This is a genomic window from Micromonospora sp. NPDC047738 (genome assembly GCF_040642675.1).
Lineage (GTDB): Bacteria > Actinomycetota > Actinomycetes > Mycobacteriales > Micromonosporaceae > Micromonospora.
On the sequence record NZ_JBEYSO010000016.1, the window covers coordinates 36,794 to 56,492 of the forward strand.

Sequence of the window (19,699 nt, forward strand, 5' to 3'; positions counted from 1 at the left end):
GGAGCGATGATGACGACGAACCCGTTCGAGAACGACGACAGCGAATACCTGGTGCTGGTCAACGACGAGGCGCAGTACTCGCTCTGGCCGGCCGCCGCGGAGGTGCCCGCCGGCTGGCGCTGCGTGCACCCGGCGGACAGCCGGCAGGACAGTCTCGACTTCGTCGAACGGACCTGGACCGACATGCGACCCGCCAGCCTCGCCCGGGCCATGGACGCGGACCGTCTCGCAGAGGGCCAGCCCTCCGCCGGCGGCTGACTGGCTCAGGTGCGGGAGCGCAGCATCCGGCGCAGCTCGTCGGCGCGCTCCCGCACCGCCTTGCGCACGACCGGCGCGGCCGCCTCGGCGGCCGCCTCGGCCCGGGCCGGGAAGTCGGCGCCGATGCCGAACACCGGGAACATCCGCTGGGAGTACGCCATCGCCGGGATCATCCCGGCGCGGTCCAGTTCGGGCAGGACCTTCAGGTACCGGTCGGCGTACTCGGCGAGCAGCGCGTCCTGCCCGGGGCGCCAGAACGCCGTGGTGACCGTGGTGAGCGAGCCGATCGGCACCGTCCGCTCGACCGCCATGGCCTGCCAGACGGCGGCCTTCCCGTCGGCGTCGGGCGCCGCCGCGCGCACCGCCAGCGCCTGGTACCGGGCGTCCGGGTCGGGATCGCGGGCGAGCAGCTCGCGCGCGGCGTCCCCGGTCGCACCGCCGAGCTCGGCGGTGCGGATGAGGGCGCGCCAGTGCAGGTGGACGTCGTCGCCGGCCAGCTCCCGCAGCCGGGCCACCTCGTCGAGGTCGCGGGCGACCCGGGCCAGCCCGCGCAGCGCCACCTGCCGGCGGCCGGGCTGCTCGGCGAGGGCCAGGCACGCCTCGGCCACCGCGGCCAGCAGCGCGTCGCGCCGGTCGTCGCCCGCCCACAGCTCGGCGGCGTTGCCGGCCAGCCGGAGGTACGGCTCGATCACCGCGTCGGACGTCTCGACCGCGAGCACGGCGGTGAGGCAGCGCACCGTTTGCTCCGGGGTCGCCTCGCCGGTGGTCAGCATGTCCCACAAGATGGCGACGACGACGCCCCGGGACACCGCGGTGGGCAGCTCGCCGGCGGCCGCCACCAGGGCCTCCGCCCCGCCCGCCGGCCGGGTCCTGGCGTAGGTCAGGTCCTCGTCGTTGACCAGGTAGAAGTCGGCTCCGGCCGGCAGGTCGACCGGGGTCCGCGGACCCTGCACGTCGACCTCGGCCAGCGCGGTGCGCGCCAGCCCGGCTGCGCCGCGCGTGTAGGCGCCCACCGCCAGGACCTGCGGTCGCGGCGGGCCGTCCGGCCCGACTCCGGCCAGCACCAGGCCGGCGCCGTCGGGCTCCAGTGTCAGCCGGTCGGTGCCGGCCGTGTCCAGCCAGCCGGCTCGCCACCGGTCCAGGTCCCGGCCCGAGGCCGCGGCGAGCGCGTCGATCAGGTCCTGCAGCGTGGTGTTGCCCCAGGCGTGCCGGGCGAAGTAGGCCTTCATGCCGGTGACGAAGTTCTCCTCACCGACATATGTCGCCAGCTGCCGGAGCACCGCGGCACCCTTGGGGTAGGTGATGGCATCGAAGATCGACGCGGCCTCGGCGACGTCCGGCACCGGCTGGCGGATCGGGTGCGACGTCGGCCCCTGGTCCGCCAGGTACGCCGACAGCTTGTCCCCAACAAGCAGGCCCGCCCACGCGTCGGTGTAGCGGGTGGCGCGCGACGCCGCCCAGTAGCACGCGAACTCGGCGAACGCCTCATTCAGCCAGAGGTCGTCCCACCAGCGCATGGTCACGATGTTGCCGAACCATATGTGCGCCATCTCGTGCAGCAGGACGGTGGCCAGCACCTCACGCTCGGCCGGGGTGGGCGCGGCGCGCCGCAGCGCCGCGTCGGACCAGGTGACACACCCGTAGTTCTCCATCGCGCCGCCGAACTCAGGCATGAACACCTGGTCGTACTTGCGCTGCGGGAACGGCATGCCGAAGACGTCACCGAAGAAGGCCAGGCCCTGCGTGGTGACGGTGAAGATCTCGTCGGCGTCGCGTTCGAGGACCGCAGCCAGCGAGCGGCGGGCGAAGATGCCGAGGTCGTGACCGGCGGCTTCGCGGCGGATCTCGTGCAGCGGGCCCGCGTTGACCACCGTGTTGTACGGCGACAGCGGTGGCGTGGCGGGAAAGGTCCAGCGCCGCACGCCGTCCAGGGTCTCCACCTTGGGATCGCCGCTGTTGCTGGTGACGACCCAGGCGGCGGGCGCGGTGACGGCGAACGTGTGCGGGGCCTTCAGGTCGGGCTGGTCGAAGCAGGCCCAGACCCGGTGCGCCGCGTCGGGCTCGAAGGTCATCCACACATACACCTCGCCGTCGGCCGGATCGACGACCTTGTGCACCCCGGCGCCGTCGGTCGTGTCGGCCTGCACGGTCTCCACCCGCAGGGTGTTCTCCGCGGCGAGGGCGGGCAGCGGGATCCGGCCGTCGGCCGCCGGCGGCAGTGGTTCGCCGTTCTGCGTGCCGGCCAGCACCCGGGCGGCGCAGTCGACGAACGTCTCCGCCCCCGGCTCGGCGCAGGTGAACGCCACGGTGGACACGCACCGCACCGCCGGCCCGGTGGGCAGGTCGGTGAAGTCGACGGTTATCTCATAGTGCCGCACCGACAGCAGGGCGGCACGGTGCTCGGCCTCCGCCTGGGTCAGGCTGCCCGTGCTCATCGGTCCTCCTCGGAGGTCGATCGGCGCGGCCGCCGCCGGGCGGAACACCCGGTCGTCGCGCAGGCTCCCGACCTCTTACGGCTACCCGTGCTCGGACGTGAAGTCCGGCGCAGGCAGCGCCGCACGGTCGAGTTCGCCGTCCACCGTCAACGGAAACTGATCGACGACGACGACGGGAACCATGGATCCGGGTACTCGCTCGGCGACGAACCGGCGCACATCGTCGGCCAACACCGAAGCGTGCGGATAGTTGGCGTATCGGGCCGCCCGCTCCAGCGGCTCCCGCGCCTCGTACAGGTCCGTCAACACCGCGCGGTCGCCCGTTTGCGACGCCTGGGCGAGGGCTCCGGGACCGAGAAAGACCGCGTCCATGCAGTCCGGCTGCACCGACCAGGTCACCGCGGCTTTCCAGCCCAGGCGCTCCGCGAGAAGGTGCAGGTCTTCCGGAAGCCACCCCGCCTCCGCCTGCGCGCCACCGTCCGGCGCGGCCAAGGTCGAGGCCGGTTGTCCGCGCCGGATGCGTTGTACTGCAGCGATTTCATTGACCAGCCCACCGTGCGGGATTCCCGTGACGCGCAGGCTCCCGCCGGGCTGCTCACCCATGATCCGTTCAAGGTGGTCGCCGAAGTCTCCGATGTCGCGGCACGCCAGGTCGGCGAACGCGACCCGAGGTACGTCGGCGAGCGAGTGCACCCGAGTCGGGCCCTTGTGCAACACCACGTCGTAGCGGTACCGGGTCAACTCGTTGACCGCGGCGCCACGCTTGAGCTGGATATCGACCCCCGCGACATCGGCCAACTCCCGGGCCGTCGCCACGAAGTACTCCGGAGCGAGCAGCAACTCGTCCTCCGCCGCCACCGCCCGGCGGGCCCGTTCGTGGATCGTCGCCGGCTCCGCGGACGGGTCCCGCGCGAGTTGCACCGCGGTGAAGAACTCCTCGAGCAGACTCAGGTTCCGGATGTCGCCCAGGAACAACGAGCCACCCGGTGCGAGCACCCGCAGCGCCTGCTCGATCACCCGGCGCAGATACCCGTGCCCGGGAAAGTGCATCGCCACCGAGTTGATGACCACCGTGTCGAAGTACCCTTCGGGCAGCCTGTCGGTCTCGATGGCTTCGGCCACCCGCAGGTGCACCCGGTCGGCCCAGGGCACACCTGTGGCCTTCAGGCGGGCCCGCAGCTTCGCGATGGTCACCGGGGAGAAGTCCGTAGCCCGGTACTCCACGCAGTCCGCGGCCAGGTGCGACATCAGCAACCCCGAACCGACCCCGATCTCGAGCAACCTGACGGGTTTCAAGCCTCGGATCCGGTCCACCGTGGCCGCCCGCCACAGCATCATCTCCTCGACCGGAATCGCCCCACCGGTGTAGCTGCTGTTCCAGCCGCTGAAATCCGAACCGAGCCGACCCAGCTGGGGGTCATCGACCGAAATCACCTCGGAGTACAGGTCGTCGTACACCCGGCGCCACTGCGCCACGAAGTCACCCGCGCTGGCATTCGCGGAGGGCCCGGAATCGCCGTGCGGCACAGTGTCTTCGGGGATGACATAGGTCACCAGGCGACGATCTCCGGGGCCGTCCTCGCGGGCGATCACCACGGCACGGTGTACCTGTGGATGCGCGTTGACGACGGCTTCGATCTCGTCGACCTGACCGGCGAACAACTGCGGAACAGACTTACCTGTCATCTCTCCACCAATCCATCCGGCTCCATCAGCAGCTGCTCCCTCGGCGAACGACAGCTGGTCCTACCCCTAGGCGACCGCGTGCTTGGCCAGGGCCTGCAGGTCCACCTTCGCGTTGCTGGTCAACGGGAACGCATCGGTGAACGACCACAGCTCCGGTACCGCCCAGGACGGCAGCGCGTCTGCGATCCAGGCCCGCAGCTCCGCCACGGACGGGGCCGGGTCGGCGACGATGACGCCGGCAAGCAGGCGCCGGTCGGCGCCGGGATCACCGTCGCCGGCCACGACCGCGTCCCGTACCTGCGGGTGCTCGCGCAGCCGCCGCGCCACCGCGTCCGGCTCGACCCGGAACCCGCGTACCTTCATCTGGTGGTCGCGCCGGCCGATGAAGACCAGGCGCCCGCGCCCGTCCCAGCGCACCAGGTCCCCGGTGCGGTACAAGCGTTCGCCCGTGTCCGGCGCCCGCCCCCCGAACGCTCGGGCGGTCTCCTCGGGCGCGCCCAGGTAACCGTCGGCGAGACCGGCACCGCCGACGCACAGCTCACCGACCGCGCCCGGCGGCACCGGATGGCCGTCCTCGTCGAGCACGAACACCCGGGTACCCGGGACCGGCCGGCCGATCGGCAGCGGGTCGCTCACCTCGGCCGGCGAGTCGAGGTGGTGGACCGTGGTGAACGTGGTGCACTCGGTCGGTCCGTACCCGTTGGTGACCCGTAGCCCCGGGTACCGCTCGAGCAGCCGCCGTACCTGCTCCGGCGGGACCACGTCGCCGCCGGTGAGCACCTGCCGTACGGGCGCGAACGCCTCGGGCCGATGGTCGACCACGAGCCGGAACAGGCCGGCGGTCAGCCACAGCACGCTCACCCGACGTTCGACGAGGAACCGGGCCAGCTCGGTCGGCGCGACCGGCCCGTCGGGGAAGACCTGAAGGCTGGCGCCGGACAGCAGGGGCGCGAACAGCTCCAGCGTGGAGGCGTCGAACGCCAGCGGCGCGAGGCGCAGGTACCGCTCGTCCGGGCCGAGCCGGACGTAGCCGGCGTCGCGGACCAGGCGCACGACCGCGCGGTGCGGCACCGGTACCCCCTTGGGCCGACCGGTCGAGCCGGACGTGAAGGCGAGGTACGCGGTCCGGGCCGGGTCGGCCGGTGCCGGTTCGGGTCCGGGTACCAGCGGGTCGGTCGGCGCCCATGGTGGGATCGCCGGGCAGGAGGCCAACTCGGCCAGCTCGGGCGAGCCGATGACCGCACGTGGCGAGACCTGCCGCAGGATCTCGGCGAGCCATTCCCGCGGTGCGTCGGCGTCGATCCCCACGTACGCCGCGCCCCGGTGCAGAACGGCGAGCACGGCCACGACCTCGGCGACCCCGCGCGGCACGGCGAGGACGACCCGGTCACCCGGGCGGACATCGGCCAGTGCGGACGCGTGAGTACGTGCGGCGGCAAGGAGCTCGTCGTACGTCAGCGTCTCGACCGCGACCGCGTCCGGGTGCCGCGCGGCCGTCTCCTCGAACAACTGCCACAGCCCGGCCGCACAGTCGGTGGCCGGCCCGTCGGACAGCGCGGCGAGCCGCTCCCGCTGCCCCGCCGAGATCGCCCGTACCGACGACAGCGGCGCGTTCACGTCCGCGACCAGCTCTTCCAGCGCCGCCGTGAACCCTTCGACCAGATCGACCGCCTCGCCGGGGCCGAACACCGCCGGCTGGTACTCCAGCTGCAGCACCGGGCGCTCGCCCCAACTGGTCAGGAACATTGTGGTCTCCATGTGCGAGGCGCCGCCGTACCCCTCGTGCAGGGTCAGGTCCAGCTCGCCCTCCCGCACCCGCCCGCCCAGCAGCTCGTCGTGCGCCTCGAACACGGCCTGGATGACCGGCATCCGATCGATGACTTCGTCCTGGCCGAGCGCCGGGATGATGTGCTCCAGCGGCAGCTCGGCCCGCTCGGCGGCGGCCGCCCAGGCGGCGGCGCAGGCCCGCAGATGCTCGGCGACGGTACGAGTGTCGTCGAGCCGGCACCGCACCGGCACGATGCGCACGCACAGCCCGAGGACGTCGTGCAGCTCCGCGACCTGCCGACCGGACATGCCGACCCCGACAGCGAGGTCCCGGAGCCCGGCACGCCGCCCCACCGCCGTCGCCCAAGCGGTGAAGAGTACGACGGTGTGGGTCACCCCGAGCTGCCGCGCCGTCTTCATGACCCGGTCCCGCAGCTCGGCGCTGAGCCCGAACGGCAGGTGTGCCCCGCGGACGTCCGGGGTCTCCGGCCGGGCCCGGTCGACGGGCAGCAGGACGGTTCCGGGCAGGTTGGCAAGGTCGGCGACCGCGAGCTGGGTCAGCTCGGCGAGCCGGCCGCTCTCGGTGAGCTCCTGGTACCGGGACACGATCAGCTCCGGCGACGGGCCCGGCTCTGCGGTGCCGGCGGTGTACGCGCGGGCGAACGCGCGCCAGAACTGGGCCAGCGCCCATCCGTCCAGGATCGCGTGATGCACCAGGATCGACAGCAGGTCCGGCCCGCCGTCGACCTGGCTGTGCACGAACAGCACAGGCGGCTCGGTGAACGGCGCGAGCAGGTCGGGGCTGGCCGCGAGCTGGGCGTGCACGATCGTCACCGGATCCACGCCAGGCGGCGGGGCCAGCCGCTGTTCGATCAGCCGTGGCTGCCAGGTGGCCAGTACCCGCCTGGCATAGCCGGTATCGGTGCGGATGAAAGCGGTACGCAGCGCCTCGTGGCTTTTGGTCAGCTCGGCCAGCGTCGCCCGCAGCCGGTCAGGTTCGAACGGCGTGGCGCTCTCGGCGGTGAACAGCACCCGGACACCGCGACCGCCGTGCTGGCCCTCGGCCATCAGCATGCCATCCTGGCTGGGCAGCAACGGCCGGTACGCCGAGGTCGTCGGCGCGCTGGCCGGCACCGGCCGGTATTCGCCCGCCTGAGCCATGGCCTGCGCGAGGGGCACCGACCCGCGCAGGGCGCGCAGCGGCGGCGAGATTCCGAGGCGACGCTCAACCCTGGCCGCGAAGTCGGCCGCGCGCAACGAGGTACCACCCAGGTCGATGAAGGACGCGGTGTCCGCCCGGTCCTGCACCGTCTCGACCGGGCACCCGATTACCTCCGCCGCCAGTGCGGTCCATTCGTCGCGCACGGCGCCATCCGGGCCGGTCACCGCGCGGTTGAGCTCGTCCGTCGTCATCCCGCCTCCTACTGGTTTCGCCATCTCGGGTCGACACTGGGCGCTACATCTGGATTCATGCTCGTCGTCGCCGTCGACGGGTCGCATCTCCCCGCTTGCTATCGCCGTCGCCTGCCCGCCGGCGCACTCGGATCCCAGGTCCTGCGCCCGCGACGCGTCAGCAGGCCTGGACCCTCGACGACCTCCGCTGATAACCCTTCTCACCACGCTTTGGGGCTAGTGTCGGAGCCGTGGACGTCGACTGGGGCTTCGAGTTGGTCGATCAGCTTGAGTGGCACTGGCAGCATCGACTTCGGCCGCGATTGAACGGCCTGACCGACGATGAGTACTTCTGGCAGCCGGTGCCTGGCTGCTGGACGATCAGCCGCCGCGGCGAGAGCTCGGCGCCGATGTCGATCGGCGGGGGCGAGTTCACCATGGACTACGCCAGGCCGCCGCACGATCGCGAACCGGTCACGACGATCGCGTGGAGGCTTGCCCACCTCACCGACGTCTTCGGGCCACCGGCCGCACCCCACTTCGACGGCCCGTCGGCCGATCACTCGGCGGTCAGCTACTCAGGCACCGCACAAGGGGCGCTGCGTCAACTCGATGAAGGGCACGATGCCTGGATCCGGGACGTGCGCCGCCTCGGCACGGCAGGCCTCGCCCGGCCGCAAGGCGCCATCTCACCACCGGCCTACGCGGATGCGCCGATGGCCAGGCTCATCCTGTACACCCATGTGGAGATCGTCCACCACGGCGCAGAGATCTGCTTGCTTCGGGACCTTTACGGGTGGAAAGGTATTCGCGGCGCGACACTCAGTGAATCGCGTTCCAGAACCCGCATCGGTGGGCCCGGCTGAAGTGCGTCGAGGTGATGCCCGCGGTGCCGGCGACCAGCGACAGTAGGCGCCCGTCGCCCCGGTATGCGGACCAGTGGGGTAGCCCCGTTCTGTTGGGATCGCCGGTGGCGGCAAAGTTGGACCAGTACGCGATCATCTCGCGGGACAGCCGCTGTTGCTGCCGGTTGAGGACTGGGGAGCCGCCGGGAGCGTTGTACGCCCCGTCGAACAGATACGGCAGTTCGGCCCCGTGGCCGACACCCATCGCGAAGCCGCCAACAATCTGGCCCGGGTCCTCGGCGAACTCGTAGGCGTAGACCGGGGCCCGCCTCGACGCCGCCTGGTCGGCGGACAGCACCGTACAACCGCCGAACTTGTGTCCCCAGTCGGTGAGCACGGTGGCAAGCGCGACGCCGGGGCTGGCGTAGGCGCTGGCCGGGTACCGGGCCAGCACTCCGGCTGCGTCGGCACCGAACACCTGGGCGAGGACACCCGGGTACTGGTCGGCTGTCAGCGGGTGGCCTTGGAAGTCGTAGTTGACCCCGACGAAGGTACGCATCTCGTCCCGCGTGCTGCCCTGAATCAGCGGTACGCGGGCGGCCAGGCCTCGTCGCATCGCCTCCAGCGGCTGGTACGGCAGCATGGGGGTGCCGGCCACGGGCAGCCAGGGCAGATCGGCGATGCGGGCGGTGGCGGTGAAGACCCGGTCGCCGCCGATACCGACCAGCCGGCTGGCCGCAACGCCGCGCAGGCAGGCCGGTACGTCGTTCGCCGCTGAACACCCGAGGTCGCGGGCCAGCTGGTCACCTCGGGTCTGGGCCACCGGCCGCGTCACCATCGAATTGCCGCACGGGCCGCTCTGCACGATCGCCTTCTGGAACAAGCCGGCTGCCGGCGGTGACGCCAGCTGTGTGCAGGTGCTGTATGCGCCGGCCGACTGGCCGGCGAGGGTGATGTTGTGAGCGTCGCCGCCGAACCGGGCGATGTTGCGTCCCACCCAGCGCAGTGCTGCCTGCTGGTCGGCGATGCCGAAGTTGCCGGCGGCCGGTTCGGTCGAGGCGAGCGCCGGGTGGTCGAGGAAGCCGAGCGCGCCGAGGCGATAGTTGACGGTCACCACCACCACGCGCCCGGATACCGCGAGTCGGGTCGGGTCGTAGTCGCTGCCGGACCCGGACACGAAGCCCCCACCGGGTAGCCACACCATGACGGGTAGGTGCCGGGTGTTCCTACCGGCCGGCGTGGTGATGTTCAGGTACAGGCAGTCCTCGCTGCCGACCACGCTGGATCCGGCCGGCCCGCCCATCTGTAGACACGGACTAGCGGGCCGGGTCGCGTCACGCACCGTCTGCCACGGGTGTGGCGGCAGCGGGGCGCGCCAGCGCCGGCCACCGACCGGAGGTGCCGCGTAGGGAATGCCGGAGAACGTCCGGTGGTCGGTGGCGACCGTACCCCGTAGGGCGCCGGAGTCGGTGACGACGACGGCCTGATCCGACGACGGTTCGGCGCTGGCCGCGCCGGTCTGGGCCGTGAATGCGGTGACCACCGCGGCTAGCGTGGCGCCGATACGAACTGCTGATCTCATGGCCTCGACGCTATGAGCCATCCCGTTGGTGCCTCATCCGCGCCACGGCGACACCTGGCCTACGTCGGCGAACGCAGCAGACCCGGAGCCGCGGTACGCGCCACGGCGTATGCTCGTCACCCTCCGTGTGCCGGCGGACGCACGTCAACATTCGCTTCTCGTCTGGTCTCGACGCGGCTGCCAGATCGCATCATGGCGGACATCGTCGGAAGCAGCGCCACGAGGAGATTCCGTCATGCCCGATCGTCCACTCGGCGGTAGGCTGGCGGCGGATCCGGCCGACTCGTGGCCGCCCGCCGTGGTCGACATCTCGTTGGAGCCGTCCATGACTGCCCAGCTCCGGGGCGTCGCGGCGTCCAGTCGTCCGCCCGCACGCTGAATGCCGTGTACGTCAGCCGATGTACACGCTCTGGTCAGCCGAGCGCCCGCCAACGCCCGCCGATCCCTCGCTAGGCCACGTTGAGGGCGGCCGCCCCGCTGATGGGCTGTGGCGCGCCGAGGGCCGCCGCCAGCATGCGGCCTACTCGCCCGGTCTGGTTGGCCGTTGCGACTGCGAAGACGAACCGGTCCGGCCGCAGCACGACCGCCCCAGCGCGATGCCGGCGCAGCCAGGCGCTGATGATTCCGTCCACATCGATGAGATCCACTTGTGATGCCCGGCCGTACTGGCGGACTGGTGGCAGATCTTCCGGCGCGGTGCCTGCGGGATGCACGACGACGAAACGCACCGACAACCCCTGCCACTCCCCTGGCCTGAACACCGCACTGTTCGCGAGTCCGAGCACGGCGAACCCGGCGCCGAGCGCTTCGTCAAGGAGGTGCGGCGTGGGTGAGGCCCCAGTGCAAATCCGCGGCTGGGGAAACATCGTCCCCACGCCGCCGGTACGTCGATCGCCCGCCATCAGCCCACTTGGGTGAGCGGGCACCGGCTTGAACTCGAAGTGTCGGACGAACCTGCGTACCCGGGGGACGGTCTGGACAGCCTGCAGGGACTTGTCACGCAACCACGCCGCCGACCGGCTCCGCGCCAGGAAGACCCGCCCCAGGCGTACGCTCGTCCGCGCCATCGCCGCGGCGTGTGGGCGCCGCTCGACCTCGTATGTCTCCAGCAGCGTTGGGTCAGCGTCACCGGCGAGGACCAGGGCGAGCTTCCAGGCAAGGTTTGCCGCGTCTCGCAGTCCGCTACAGAGTCCTTGTCCCATGAACGGAGGCATCTGATGGGCGGCGTCGCCGAGCAGGAAGACCCGGCCGGCGCGCCACTGCCGGGCGACGAGGTGGTGGAAGGTATAGACCACCGCGCGGGTCGTGGTGAAGCGCGCCGGATCGACGTACGGCTCCATCAGCGCGTCCACGTTCTGCGGCTGGCATACTTCGTCGGCGGTCTCACCGGGGCGCAGCATGAACTCCATGCGATAGCTTCCCTTCGCCCCCGGTGACACGAAGGCTGGACGCCACCAGTCACAGACGAAGGTCGTCCGCTCGACGCGGATTCCGCCGGGTGCCACTTTCCCCGAAATGGCGAGCCAGGGCTCGGCGTAGCTGGACCCCGTCAGGGCGATGCCGGCGGCGGCCCGGGTGGTGCTGCGGGCGCCGTCGCAGCCGAGCACGTAGCGGGCTCGCACCGTCCAGGTGTGGCGGGTGGCCATGTCCCGCAGGGTCAGCGTCACGTCCTCGGTGTCCTGCCGCAGCGCCACCAGCTCGGTGCCGAGGCGGAGGTCGACGTGGTCGAAACGGTCCAGGCCGGCGCGCAGCGTCTGTTCCAGCGACGGCTGATCGAAGAAGCTCAACGGCGGGTGGCCGAGGCCGAAGTCCACCTCCGACAGCGCGATGCTCGCGAAGGTCTTTCCCTTGCGGTTGACATACTCGGCATCCGCTACCGGGTACATGTCGCGGCCCACCTGCTCGAGGAGGCCGGCCTGCTGGTAGATGCGCAATGCCTCGTCGTCGCACGAGAACGCGCGCGGTTGGCCGTGCGGCAGCCGGCTCCGCTCGACGACCAGGGTACGGACCCCGTGGATGCCGAGCAGGTTGGCGGTCAGCGCACCGACGGGTCCGCAGCCGATCACCGCAACGTCGACGGTGTGGACCGCATCAGTCGGGGACATGGGGTGGTCCTTCCGGGAAAACTCCGCGACGGCCGTCGTCGCTCCTGCCCGTAGACGACACCAGCCGGGTGCGGAGGTCGTGTGGAGGCCGTGTGGAGGCCAGGTGGAGGTTGGGCGCGCGGGTCGGTACCGACCCGCGCGGTCCGTCCCCGTCGGTGCAGGTCAGTGCGAGTGTGCCGGCAGCATGTCGTCCGGAAAGCGGGTCAGCAGCAGCCGCGCGTCCTGCTCGACGGCGAGCCGGGCCCCGGCACGCAACTCCCCGGCGTCGTGCCGGGCGTCGCCGCGGATCCGGCGCAGATCGGCCTCGCAGACCCGCTCTCCCAGCTGCTCCGCCACGGATAACGCCTGCTCGGCCAGCTCCGCGGCGGTGGCTCGCTCTCCCGCCACCAGATACGCGTCGGCGACGGCACAGAGCGTGATGGTGCGGGTGGAGCGCAGCCCGGGATGGTAGATCGCCTCGCCGGCGGCCCGCGCCGCCGCCAGCCGGCCCCGTTCCCCGCTGTAGGCGGCGGCCCACTGCGTGAGGAATTCGCCCGTCGTCACCACGTGCGGCAGCCCGTTCGCCGCTCCGAGTTCCCGGCACCGCTCCGCCGCGAGTCGTACCGCGATGACGTCGCGTTCCTGCAGCGCCCGCCAGCCGTCGAAGAGTGCGGCGTTGGCGCGGCCGTACGGATCGTCGATCTGGTCGGCGAGAACCTCGGCGGCGAGGATGTCCTCCCGAGCCGGTGCGCCCTCGCCGCGCAGCGAGCGGACCAGCGCCCGAAAGTTGTGGACGGCCAGGACCGGCCGACGGCCGACCTGCCGGCCGAGCAGCCGCAGGTCGACCTCGCGCAGCCGGTCGATTGCGGCGGTGAGATGCCGCTCCGCGTCCGGCAGGTGCCCGGTGAAGTAGCCGACCACGCCCAACAGATACTCGCCCGCCGCACTGATCAGGCCGGTGCCGTCGTCCTCGGCGGTGACAAGCCGCCGGGCGAGGTCACCGCAGACCGCGAAGTCGGCGCGGTTGGCGGCGAGCTCGCCCAGCGCCCACAGCGCCGGTCGCAGGTCCACCTCCGGTCCGACCATCCCCAGCAGTTGCCTCGCCCGGGAACAGACCTCGTCGACCGCGTCGCTGCCGACTCCCACTGTCATCTGGAGCAGGGACGCCCGGTGCAGCTGGACCGCCAGCTCGGTACGCGCCGCGTCCGGCGAGATCGCCGAGTTCAGGGCGAGGCCCCGCGCGACGCGGCCGAGGTGCCCGAGGGCGTCCTCGTACGCCACGCGCCGGGTCGCGTCGTCGGCGGCGACCAGCGACCAGCGCAGCTGGTTTTCGTGGTGGCCGAGTCCGATCGCCTGGCCGTAGTGGTAGGCCAGCTCGGCGGGAGTGAGGCCGCCGGTCCGCTCGCCCGCGGCGGCGAGCCGGGCGTGCAGCGCGGCCCGGCGGGGAGGGGGCAGCTCGGCGTAGGCGACCTCGGCGAAGAGCGGATGGCGGAACCGCGTCTGGCCCGGCCCCGCCTCGACGACGAGCGCGGCTGCGTACGCGGGAACGAGGCGCTCGCCCACCTCCCCCGCCGGCGCGCCGAGAACCGCCGCCATCACGAGCAGTTCGAGATCGTGCCCGGCGACGCTGAGCAGGTCCAGGCACTCCCGCGCCGGCTGCGGCAGCTCGGCGAGCCGCAGCCGGACGGTGTCCCGAACGGTTGGCGGCAGCTCTCCGGTCACCGGATCGGCTCCCGACCGGAGCAGCTCGGTGATGAAGAACGGGTTCCCGCCGGTCCGGGTCACCAGGCTCGCCACCGCTTCGTTCCGCGGACGCACCCCGGTACCGGACGCCACCAGGCTCGCCACCGACGACGCGTCCAGGCCGGTGAGCTGAAGCCGCATGAAGTTCCGCCCACGGGCCAGTTCGGCAACGGTCGACAGGAGCTCGGCACTCCGGTCGTACGGCCGCATCGTGACCACGACGAGGGCGCGGGTGCCCGTCAGAAGCGGGGAGAGAAACCGCAGCAGCAGCAACGAATCCGGGTCCGCGGCGTGCAGGTCGTCCAGCACGACGAGCAGCCCCCGCTGCCCGGCCACGGCGCGGATCAGGTCCGCCACCGCCTCATACACCCGGAACCGCGCCATCGGCTCCACGTCGGCGTCGCCCGGCCCGGTCAGCGGCCCGGCGGCGAAACCGTCCAGCGGCAGCGCCGACGCGGCATCACCCGCCTGCGGCATCGCCCGTAGGTTCCGGATCACCTGGGTCCACAGCCAGAACGGAGGCGTCTGCCCCAGATCCGGACACCGCCCCCACACCACCGGAGTGCCGGACGTCGCGGCCTGAGCGCTGAGCGCAGCAGCGAGGCTGGTCTTGCCGATCCCCGCCTCGCCCACGACGGCTACCACTCGGCCGTCGCCGCCGGTCGCCGCGGCCAGCGCCTCGCCGAGCCGCGCCAGCTCCGTGTCACGCCCCGCGAGAGCCTGCGGCGCCTCGACCGTTGCCGCCCCGCCACCCACGAGTGCCGGCCCGGTCGCAGCAGCGGGTTTCCGCACGACCGTTGGCGGGTCGGGCACGACCGCCGCCGCTACGGCCACGGCATGTCCCAGGACCAGCCGGTGCGCCTCGCGTAGCTGCTCGCCCGGGTCGAGCCCGTACTCGTCGGCCAGCAGCCGCCGGCCCTCCTCGTAGACGGCGAGTGCGTCGGTCTGCCGCCCGGATCGGTAGAGGGCCAGCATGAGCCGGGCCCGGGCAGCCTCCCGCAGCGGATGGGCACCCACGAATCTGCGCAGCGCGGGCAGGACCGCCTCGTGCCGGTTGGCGGCAAGGCCGGCGGTGAGGCATCCCTCCTCCGCGTCGAGACGCAGCTCGGCCAGCCGCGCCGCCTCCGGGCGTACCGCGTCCAGATCTGCCGCGGCGGCCAACGGCTCGCCACGCCACAGCGCCAACCCGGCGCGGTAGCACTGCTCGGACCCTGCGGCGTCACCCGCCGCGAGCAGTGCCGCCGCACGATCCACCAGACGCTCGAACCGGACCGCGTCGACGGCGTCGGGCGCGGCTCGCAGCTCGTATCCCCTGGTGTGGCCGACGACGACCACCCCCTGCCCGCGAGGGGCACGGTCCGGCTCCAGGGCCCGGCGCAACCCGGCGACGTACGTGCGCAGCGTCATCTGACCGCTGACCGGCGGCCGGCCGTCCCACAACGCGTCGACCAGCCAGTCGGAGGCGACGAACCGGTTCAGCCGTAACAGCAGCAGGACCAGCAACGCTTGCTGCTTGGGTCCGCCGGCCGGCACCCGTTGTCCGTTCCGGACTACCTCGAGCTGGCCCAGGACATGAAACTGCACACCAACACCACAACGCCCGCGCACATCCCGGTCAAGACACCGGGTGTGCCGGATTAGTGTCACCGCGTCGGCGACCGTGCGGTCGCCGAGGACGCCTACCGGACGCTGCTGCCGTGCGAGGGCTCGTCGTGGGCGGGGTAACCGCCAACCTCACGCGGCTAGACGGCGGCGGCCAACAGCAGGGTCGGGAACGCGGCCACCCAATCCTGACGCAGCAGACGACAGAGCGCCCGGAATCCGGCCCATCGCCGGCGGTCCGCTGGCAGACTCGATCGGTGAGCGGCTTCGGGTGGCGGGGGCGCCTCGGGCCGGCCGTGCCGGTGGCCCCCGGCGCCCGGGTGGACCGGTTCGAGATCTTCTTCGACCTGGTCTTCGTCTTCTCGTTCTTCATCATCACCCGCGCCACCGCGGCGAACATCACCGTCAGCTCGCTGTTCCACGCCCTGCTGGTGCTCGCCGTGCTCTGGTGGTCATGGGTGGTGCACAGTGTGATCGCCACCCGCGTCCGCCTCGGCGAGGGCTTCGTCCCGGTACTCATGACGATCGGCATGGCAGCGCTGTTCACCTTCGCACTCTCGCTGCCACAGGCGTTCCACGACGTACGAGGCACCGCCGCCGGGCCGGTCGTCGCGGCGGTCAGCTACATCGTGGTCCGCGCGGTGCACCTGCTGCTCTACCTGCACGTCGTACGGAACAGCCCGAACCAGCGCCGGCAGTTGATACGGTTCGCCCCGGATCTGGTGGGCAGCACCCTGCTGCTGCTGGCCGCCGCGCTGATCCCGCCGGCCATGCACGGCGCCGCTGCGGCGCCACTCGTCCGGGACGGGCTGTGGGTCCTGGTCGTGCTGATCGAATACTCCATCGGCTTCCGCGCTGGCACCTGGGGCTGGGGCGTCGCCTCGGCCGAGCACTGGACTGAACGGTACGACCTGATCCTGATCATCGCCCTGGGCGAGTCGGTCATCTCGGTCGGCGTCGGAAGCAACCTGATCGGGCAGCCGCCCACCCCAGCGGCCGTGGCGGCGGCGGTGTGCGGCATCTTCTTCACCACCGCGCTCTGGTGGGCGCACTACGACATGATCGGACCGGCCGCCCGGATCGCCCTGCACACGGCACAGGACGGACCCCGGGTCGCCATGGCCCGAGACGCGTACTGGTACTGCTACCTGCCGATGATCGCCGGGATCATCCTCTTCGCGCTCGGCGCCGAGGAGGTCGTACGTCAGATCACCAACCCGCACATCCCCAACTGGGAGCCGACGCGCGGCCCTGGCGACTCCCTCCTCTTCGGCGGGGTGATCCTCTACCTCTGCGGCAACATGCTGTTCCAGGCGCGGACCTTGCACACGCTGAGCTGGACCCGAGTCGGCACAGTGGGGCTGCTCGCCGTCTGCATCCCGCTGGCCGGGCGGCTGCCGGCGCTGGGGGCCCTCGCGCTGCTGACCGTGATCTGCGTGGGCCTGGTGGCCGCCGAGGTGGTGATCTTCGACCAGGGCCGGCGGGCGCTGCGCCAACTGATCTTCGAGGAACGGACGGCCCACGAGGCGCACGAGGCCGCCTACCGGGCCCGCTGGCACGAGCCGAACGAACCGGACGAGGGCGAGTGAAGCTGGACCGAGTCAGGATGCCGGCGGCGGTTGCCGGGTCCTGATAGGCGGCGACGAGGACGCCGAGACTGCGAGTCGATGAAGGCCACGGATAGCGGGCCCTGGTCAGCCGATTTGGTGGTGGAGCGGTCACTGCGGACCGCTGCTGCCGCTCCGGGCCGCTCGGAGGCAGTTTCGAAACCTATGTGCGCCTACGGTGGACCGTGCGGTACTGCGTCGGCGAGATGCCGAACCATGCGCTGAACGCCTGGCGCAGGGTTTCGCCGGAGCGAAACCCGGTCGCCTTGGCGATCGACGAGACGGCCTGATCGGTGGTGACCAGGGCGGTGGCCGCTGCTTCCAGCCTCACTTGACGGACGAGCCGGGCCGGGGTCTGCCCAGCGTGGGTGACCAGCAGCCGGGTGAGGTGCCGTTCGCTCACACCGGCCACTGCGGCGAGCCGGGCGGTGGAGAGCTCCGTATCGGGATTGGCCGTGACGTGGTCGAGGACGCGCCGCACCACGGCGTGCTCGGGGCGTCGGGCACGGACGAACATGCTCATTTGCGCCTGGTTACCCGGTCGCTGCAGGTAGGTGACCATGCCCATGGCCACCCATCGGGCCAACTCGGCGCCGTGGTCGGCCTCCACGAACGCCAGGGTAAGGTCGAGTGCCGCGGTGACGCCGCCGGACGTCCACACGTGATCGTCTCGCACGAAAATCGGCGCAGGGTCGAATCGCACCGCCGGATACGCGGCGGCCAACTCGGCGGTATGGTGCCAGTGGGTGGTTGCCCGCCGGCCGTCCAGCAGCCCGGCCGCGGCGAGCACGCTCGCACCGGTGCACACCGACGCCACGCGGCTTGAGCTCCGGGCCAGCCTCTGGACCTGAGCAAGCAGGCTGCGGTCCGCGGCGGCCGCGGCGTGCCCCAGACCGCCGGAGACGATGAGGGTGTGCGTGCGGCTCACGTCCTGCAGCGCCACTTGGCTGGACAGCTCCAGCCCCGAGTCACAGCGGACCGCGCCCCCGGACAGCGTGGCAAACCGCACGGCGTACGTGGGCGTCGCGCCGAGCCGGTTGGCCATGGCGAGACAGCTGGTGACGCTCGCAACGTCCACCAGCTCGATGCCGTCATAGCCGACGACGACCACACGCCGCTCGTGCACGCTGCCATCGTAGAAGCGCACGAAGCGGTCCGGCAGGACATGTTTTCCAGAATCTCGGACATGATGGCCGCCGCACCTGTCCCCGCAGGGTGCGCGGCGAATACGGTTCCACCTCGTGGAGCTACATCGAACTCGCGCCCTGCCAGAGCTGGCCGGGCAATGGGCTCGACCGCTTCAACGCTTTCGCTGACGGATCGCCCGGCTTCGCGTGGCGTCTTTTCAACACCACCCACGCGTTCTATTGAAAGGGGCCACACCGAATGGGCAGGCTGGTAGTGACCGAATACATCTCCGTCGACGGCGTCGTGGAGGCACCCAGCGGCAGTGAGCATTTCGCACGCACGGGCTGGACCGATCACTTCTCCCGCGGCCAAGAGGGCGAACAGTTCAAGGTGGACGAGACCATGGCCGCAGACGCCCAGCTGCTCGGACGCGTCACATACGAGCTGTTCGCGGCATCCTGGCCGCAATACGAGGGCGAGTTCGCCGACAGATTCAACGGGATGCCGAAGTTCGTCGTCTCTGCCACGCTGAATGACCCGAAGTGGAAGAACACGACGGTTCTCAAAGGCGAACTGGTCGAAGAGGTCAACTGGCTCAAGGGACAGTATGACGGGGACATCCTCGTGCACGGCAGCCCGCAGCTCGCTCAGGCGCTCATCGAGCACGACCTGGTCGATGCCCTGCACCTTCTCGTGTATCCGATCATCGTCGGCGCGGGCAAGCGCCTGTTCGGCGGTACGAGCGAGACGAAGCGCCTGCGGCTCGCCTCGGAACGAACCTTCGGCGACGGCGTTCACCTTCTCGTCTACGAACGCGTCGGCTGAGGGTCGACCCGTAGGGAGCGTGCCTACATGCAGATCGCGATCCTGCTGTACCCCGGCACCACCGCCCTCGACGCGGTCGGTCCGTACGAGGTGCTCAGCCGCATGCCGGGCGCCGATGTCCGCTTCGTGGGCAAGGAAACCGGCCCGCTGCTCGCCGAAGGGGGTGCCCTGCTGCTCGGCGTGACGCACACCCTCGCCGAGACGCCCGCACCGGATCTCGTGCTGGTGCCGGGCGGTACGACGACGCCAACCACGATGGTGGACAGGGAGATCCTCGCCTGGCTGCGGTCGGTGCACCAGGCCACGACGTGGACGGCCTCCGTGTGCAGCGGCGCGGTGATCCTGGCCGCCGCGGGAATCCTCAAGGGTCAGCCTGCGACCACGCACTGGGTCGCGATGGGGCCGTTGCGGATGATGGGCGCAATGCCCCGGCCGGACGAGCGGATCGTGCAAACCGGCAAGATCGTCACGGCGGCGGGGGTGTCCGCCGGCATCGACCTGGGGCTCTGGTTGGTCGGCGAGATCGCCGGACGGGAGCTGGCCGAGGCGATCCAACTGACCATCGAATACGACCCGCAGCCGCCGTTCGACGCCGGCCACCTGAGCAAGGCGTCCGAACCGGTCCGAAAGCGCGCCAAGCAGCTGCTCGACGATCGGACGGACCTCAGACAGACGCTGGTCAAGCCGAGGATCGCCTGGAACCGGCTGATCGACTTCGTGCGTACCGGCAGGTAATGCCTGGATG

General features: G+C 71.3%; 13 protein-coding genes. 6 read left to right on the forward strand and 7 right to left on the reverse strand.

The window, feature by feature from the left end; translation table 11 throughout:
* The first annotated feature begins 9 nt into the window (after positions 1–9).
* Positions 10–258: an MbtH family protein gene (locus ABZ783_RS23315; protein ID WP_357441677.1), complete on the forward strand. Its 249-nt coding sequence runs from the start codon at positions 10–12 to the stop codon at positions 256–258.
* 5 nt (positions 259–263) lie between these two features.
* Here ABZ783_RS23315 and pepN read toward each other — a convergent pair whose 3' ends face one another.
* The 3 genes from pepN to ABZ783_RS23330 all read right to left on the reverse strand — a co-directional run bounded on the left by pepN (position 264) and on the right by ABZ783_RS23330 (position 7,559).
* Complete coding sequence (gene pepN / locus ABZ783_RS23320) at positions 264–2,693, reverse strand: aminopeptidase N (RefSeq protein ID WP_357441678.1); 2,430 nt, start codon at positions 2,691–2,693, stop codon at positions 264–266.
* A gap of 81 nt (positions 2,694–2,774) precedes the next feature.
* Positions 2,775–4,355 (reverse strand): methyltransferase, encoded by a 1,581-nt coding sequence (locus ABZ783_RS23325; RefSeq protein WP_357441680.1) that lies wholly within the window; start codon positions 4,353–4,355, stop codon positions 2,775–2,777.
* 90 nt (positions 4,356–4,445) lie between these two features.
* On the reverse strand, positions 4,446–7,559 hold the full coding sequence (locus ABZ783_RS23330) for an amino acid adenylation domain-containing protein (protein WP_357441681.1): 3,114 nt from the start codon (positions 7,557–7,559) through the stop codon (positions 4,446–4,448).
* Positions 7,560–7,789: 230 nt separating this feature from the next.
* Between ABZ783_RS23330 and ABZ783_RS23335 the strand changes: the two genes are divergently transcribed.
* Positions 7,790–8,404, forward strand: coding sequence for a DinB family protein (locus ABZ783_RS23335; RefSeq protein WP_357441682.1), 615 nt, complete (start codon positions 7,790–7,792; stop codon positions 8,402–8,404).
* Here ABZ783_RS23335 and ABZ783_RS23340 read toward each other — a convergent pair.
* The 3 genes from ABZ783_RS23340 to ABZ783_RS23350 all read right to left on the reverse strand — a co-directional run bounded on the left by ABZ783_RS23340 (position 8,361) and on the right by ABZ783_RS23350 (position 15,376).
* Entirely contained in the window at positions 8,361–9,965 is a 1,605-nt protein-coding gene (locus tag ABZ783_RS23340) for a carboxylesterase family protein (protein WP_357441684.1), read from the reverse strand. The two genes, ABZ783_RS23335 and ABZ783_RS23340, sit on opposite strands and share 44 nt — an antisense overlap.
* Before the next feature lie 449 nt (positions 9,966–10,414).
* Positions 10,415–12,070: a bifunctional 3-(3-hydroxy-phenyl)propionate/3-hydroxycinnamic acid hydroxylase gene (locus tag ABZ783_RS23345; RefSeq protein WP_357441686.1), complete on the reverse strand. Its 1,656-nt coding sequence runs from the start codon at positions 12,068–12,070 to the stop codon at positions 10,415–10,417.
* A gap of 162 nt (positions 12,071–12,232) precedes the next feature.
* Positions 12,233–15,376: a BTAD domain-containing putative transcriptional regulator gene (locus ABZ783_RS23350; RefSeq protein WP_357441687.1), complete on the reverse strand. Its 3,144-nt coding sequence runs from the start codon at positions 15,374–15,376 to the stop codon at positions 12,233–12,235.
* A gap of 275 nt (positions 15,377–15,651) precedes the next feature.
* Between ABZ783_RS23350 and ABZ783_RS23355 the strand changes: the two genes are divergently transcribed.
* Positions 15,652–16,983: a low temperature requirement protein A gene (locus ABZ783_RS23355; RefSeq protein WP_357441689.1), complete on the forward strand. Its 1,332-nt coding sequence runs from the start codon at positions 15,652–15,654 to the stop codon at positions 16,981–16,983.
* Between the two features lie 181 nt (positions 16,984–17,164).
* Here ABZ783_RS23355 and ABZ783_RS23360 read toward each other — a convergent pair whose 3' ends face one another.
* A complete protein-coding gene (locus ABZ783_RS23360; protein WP_357441690.1) occupies positions 17,165–18,148 on the reverse strand; it encodes a helix-turn-helix domain-containing protein in 984 nt (327 codons plus the stop codon).
* Positions 18,149–18,216: 68 nt separating this feature from the next.
* Between ABZ783_RS23360 and ABZ783_RS23365 the strand changes: the two genes are divergently transcribed.
* From ABZ783_RS23365 to ABZ783_RS23375, 3 genes are read left to right on the forward strand one after another with little or no spacing between them, the layout of a single operon-like run.
* On the forward strand, positions 18,217–18,372 hold the full coding sequence (locus tag ABZ783_RS23365) for a hypothetical protein (RefSeq protein WP_357441692.1): 156 nt from the start codon (positions 18,217–18,219) through the stop codon (positions 18,370–18,372).
* A 30-nt stretch (positions 18,373–18,402) separates the two neighbouring features.
* Positions 18,403–18,954, forward strand: a complete 552-nt coding sequence (locus tag ABZ783_RS23370; RefSeq protein ID WP_357441693.1) for a dihydrofolate reductase family protein — start codon at positions 18,403–18,405, stop codon at positions 18,952–18,954.
* A gap of 27 nt (positions 18,955–18,981) precedes the next feature.
* Positions 18,982–19,689, forward strand: coding sequence for a DJ-1/PfpI family protein (locus tag ABZ783_RS23375; RefSeq protein WP_357441694.1), 708 nt, complete (start codon positions 18,982–18,984; stop codon positions 19,687–19,689).
* Positions 19,690–19,699: the final 10 nt, after the last annotated feature.

Bases quoted from the DNA above. Each gene is read 5' to 3' on its own strand.
- ABZ783_RS23330 (WP_357441681.1), bottom strand. From the start codon at position 7,559: ATGACGACGGACGAGCTCAACCGCGCGGTGACCGGCCCGGATGGCGCC.
- pepN (WP_357441678.1), bottom strand. From the start codon at position 2,693: ATGAGCACGGGCAGCCTGACCCAGGCGGAGGCCGAGCACCGTGCCGCC.
- ABZ783_RS23340 (WP_357441684.1), bottom strand. From the start codon at position 9,965: ATGAGATCAGCAGTTCGTATCGGCGCCACGCTAGCCGCGGTGGTCACC.
- ABZ783_RS23345 (WP_357441686.1), bottom strand. From the start codon at position 12,070: ATGTCCCCGACTGATGCGGTCCACACCGTCGACGTTGCGGTGATCGGC.
- ABZ783_RS23375 (WP_357441694.1), top strand. From the start codon at position 18,982: ATGCAGATCGCGATCCTGCTGTACCCCGGCACCACCGCCCTCGACGCG.
- ABZ783_RS23315 (WP_357441677.1), top strand. From the start codon at position 10: ATGACGACGAACCCGTTCGAGAACGACGACAGCGAATACCTGGTGCTG.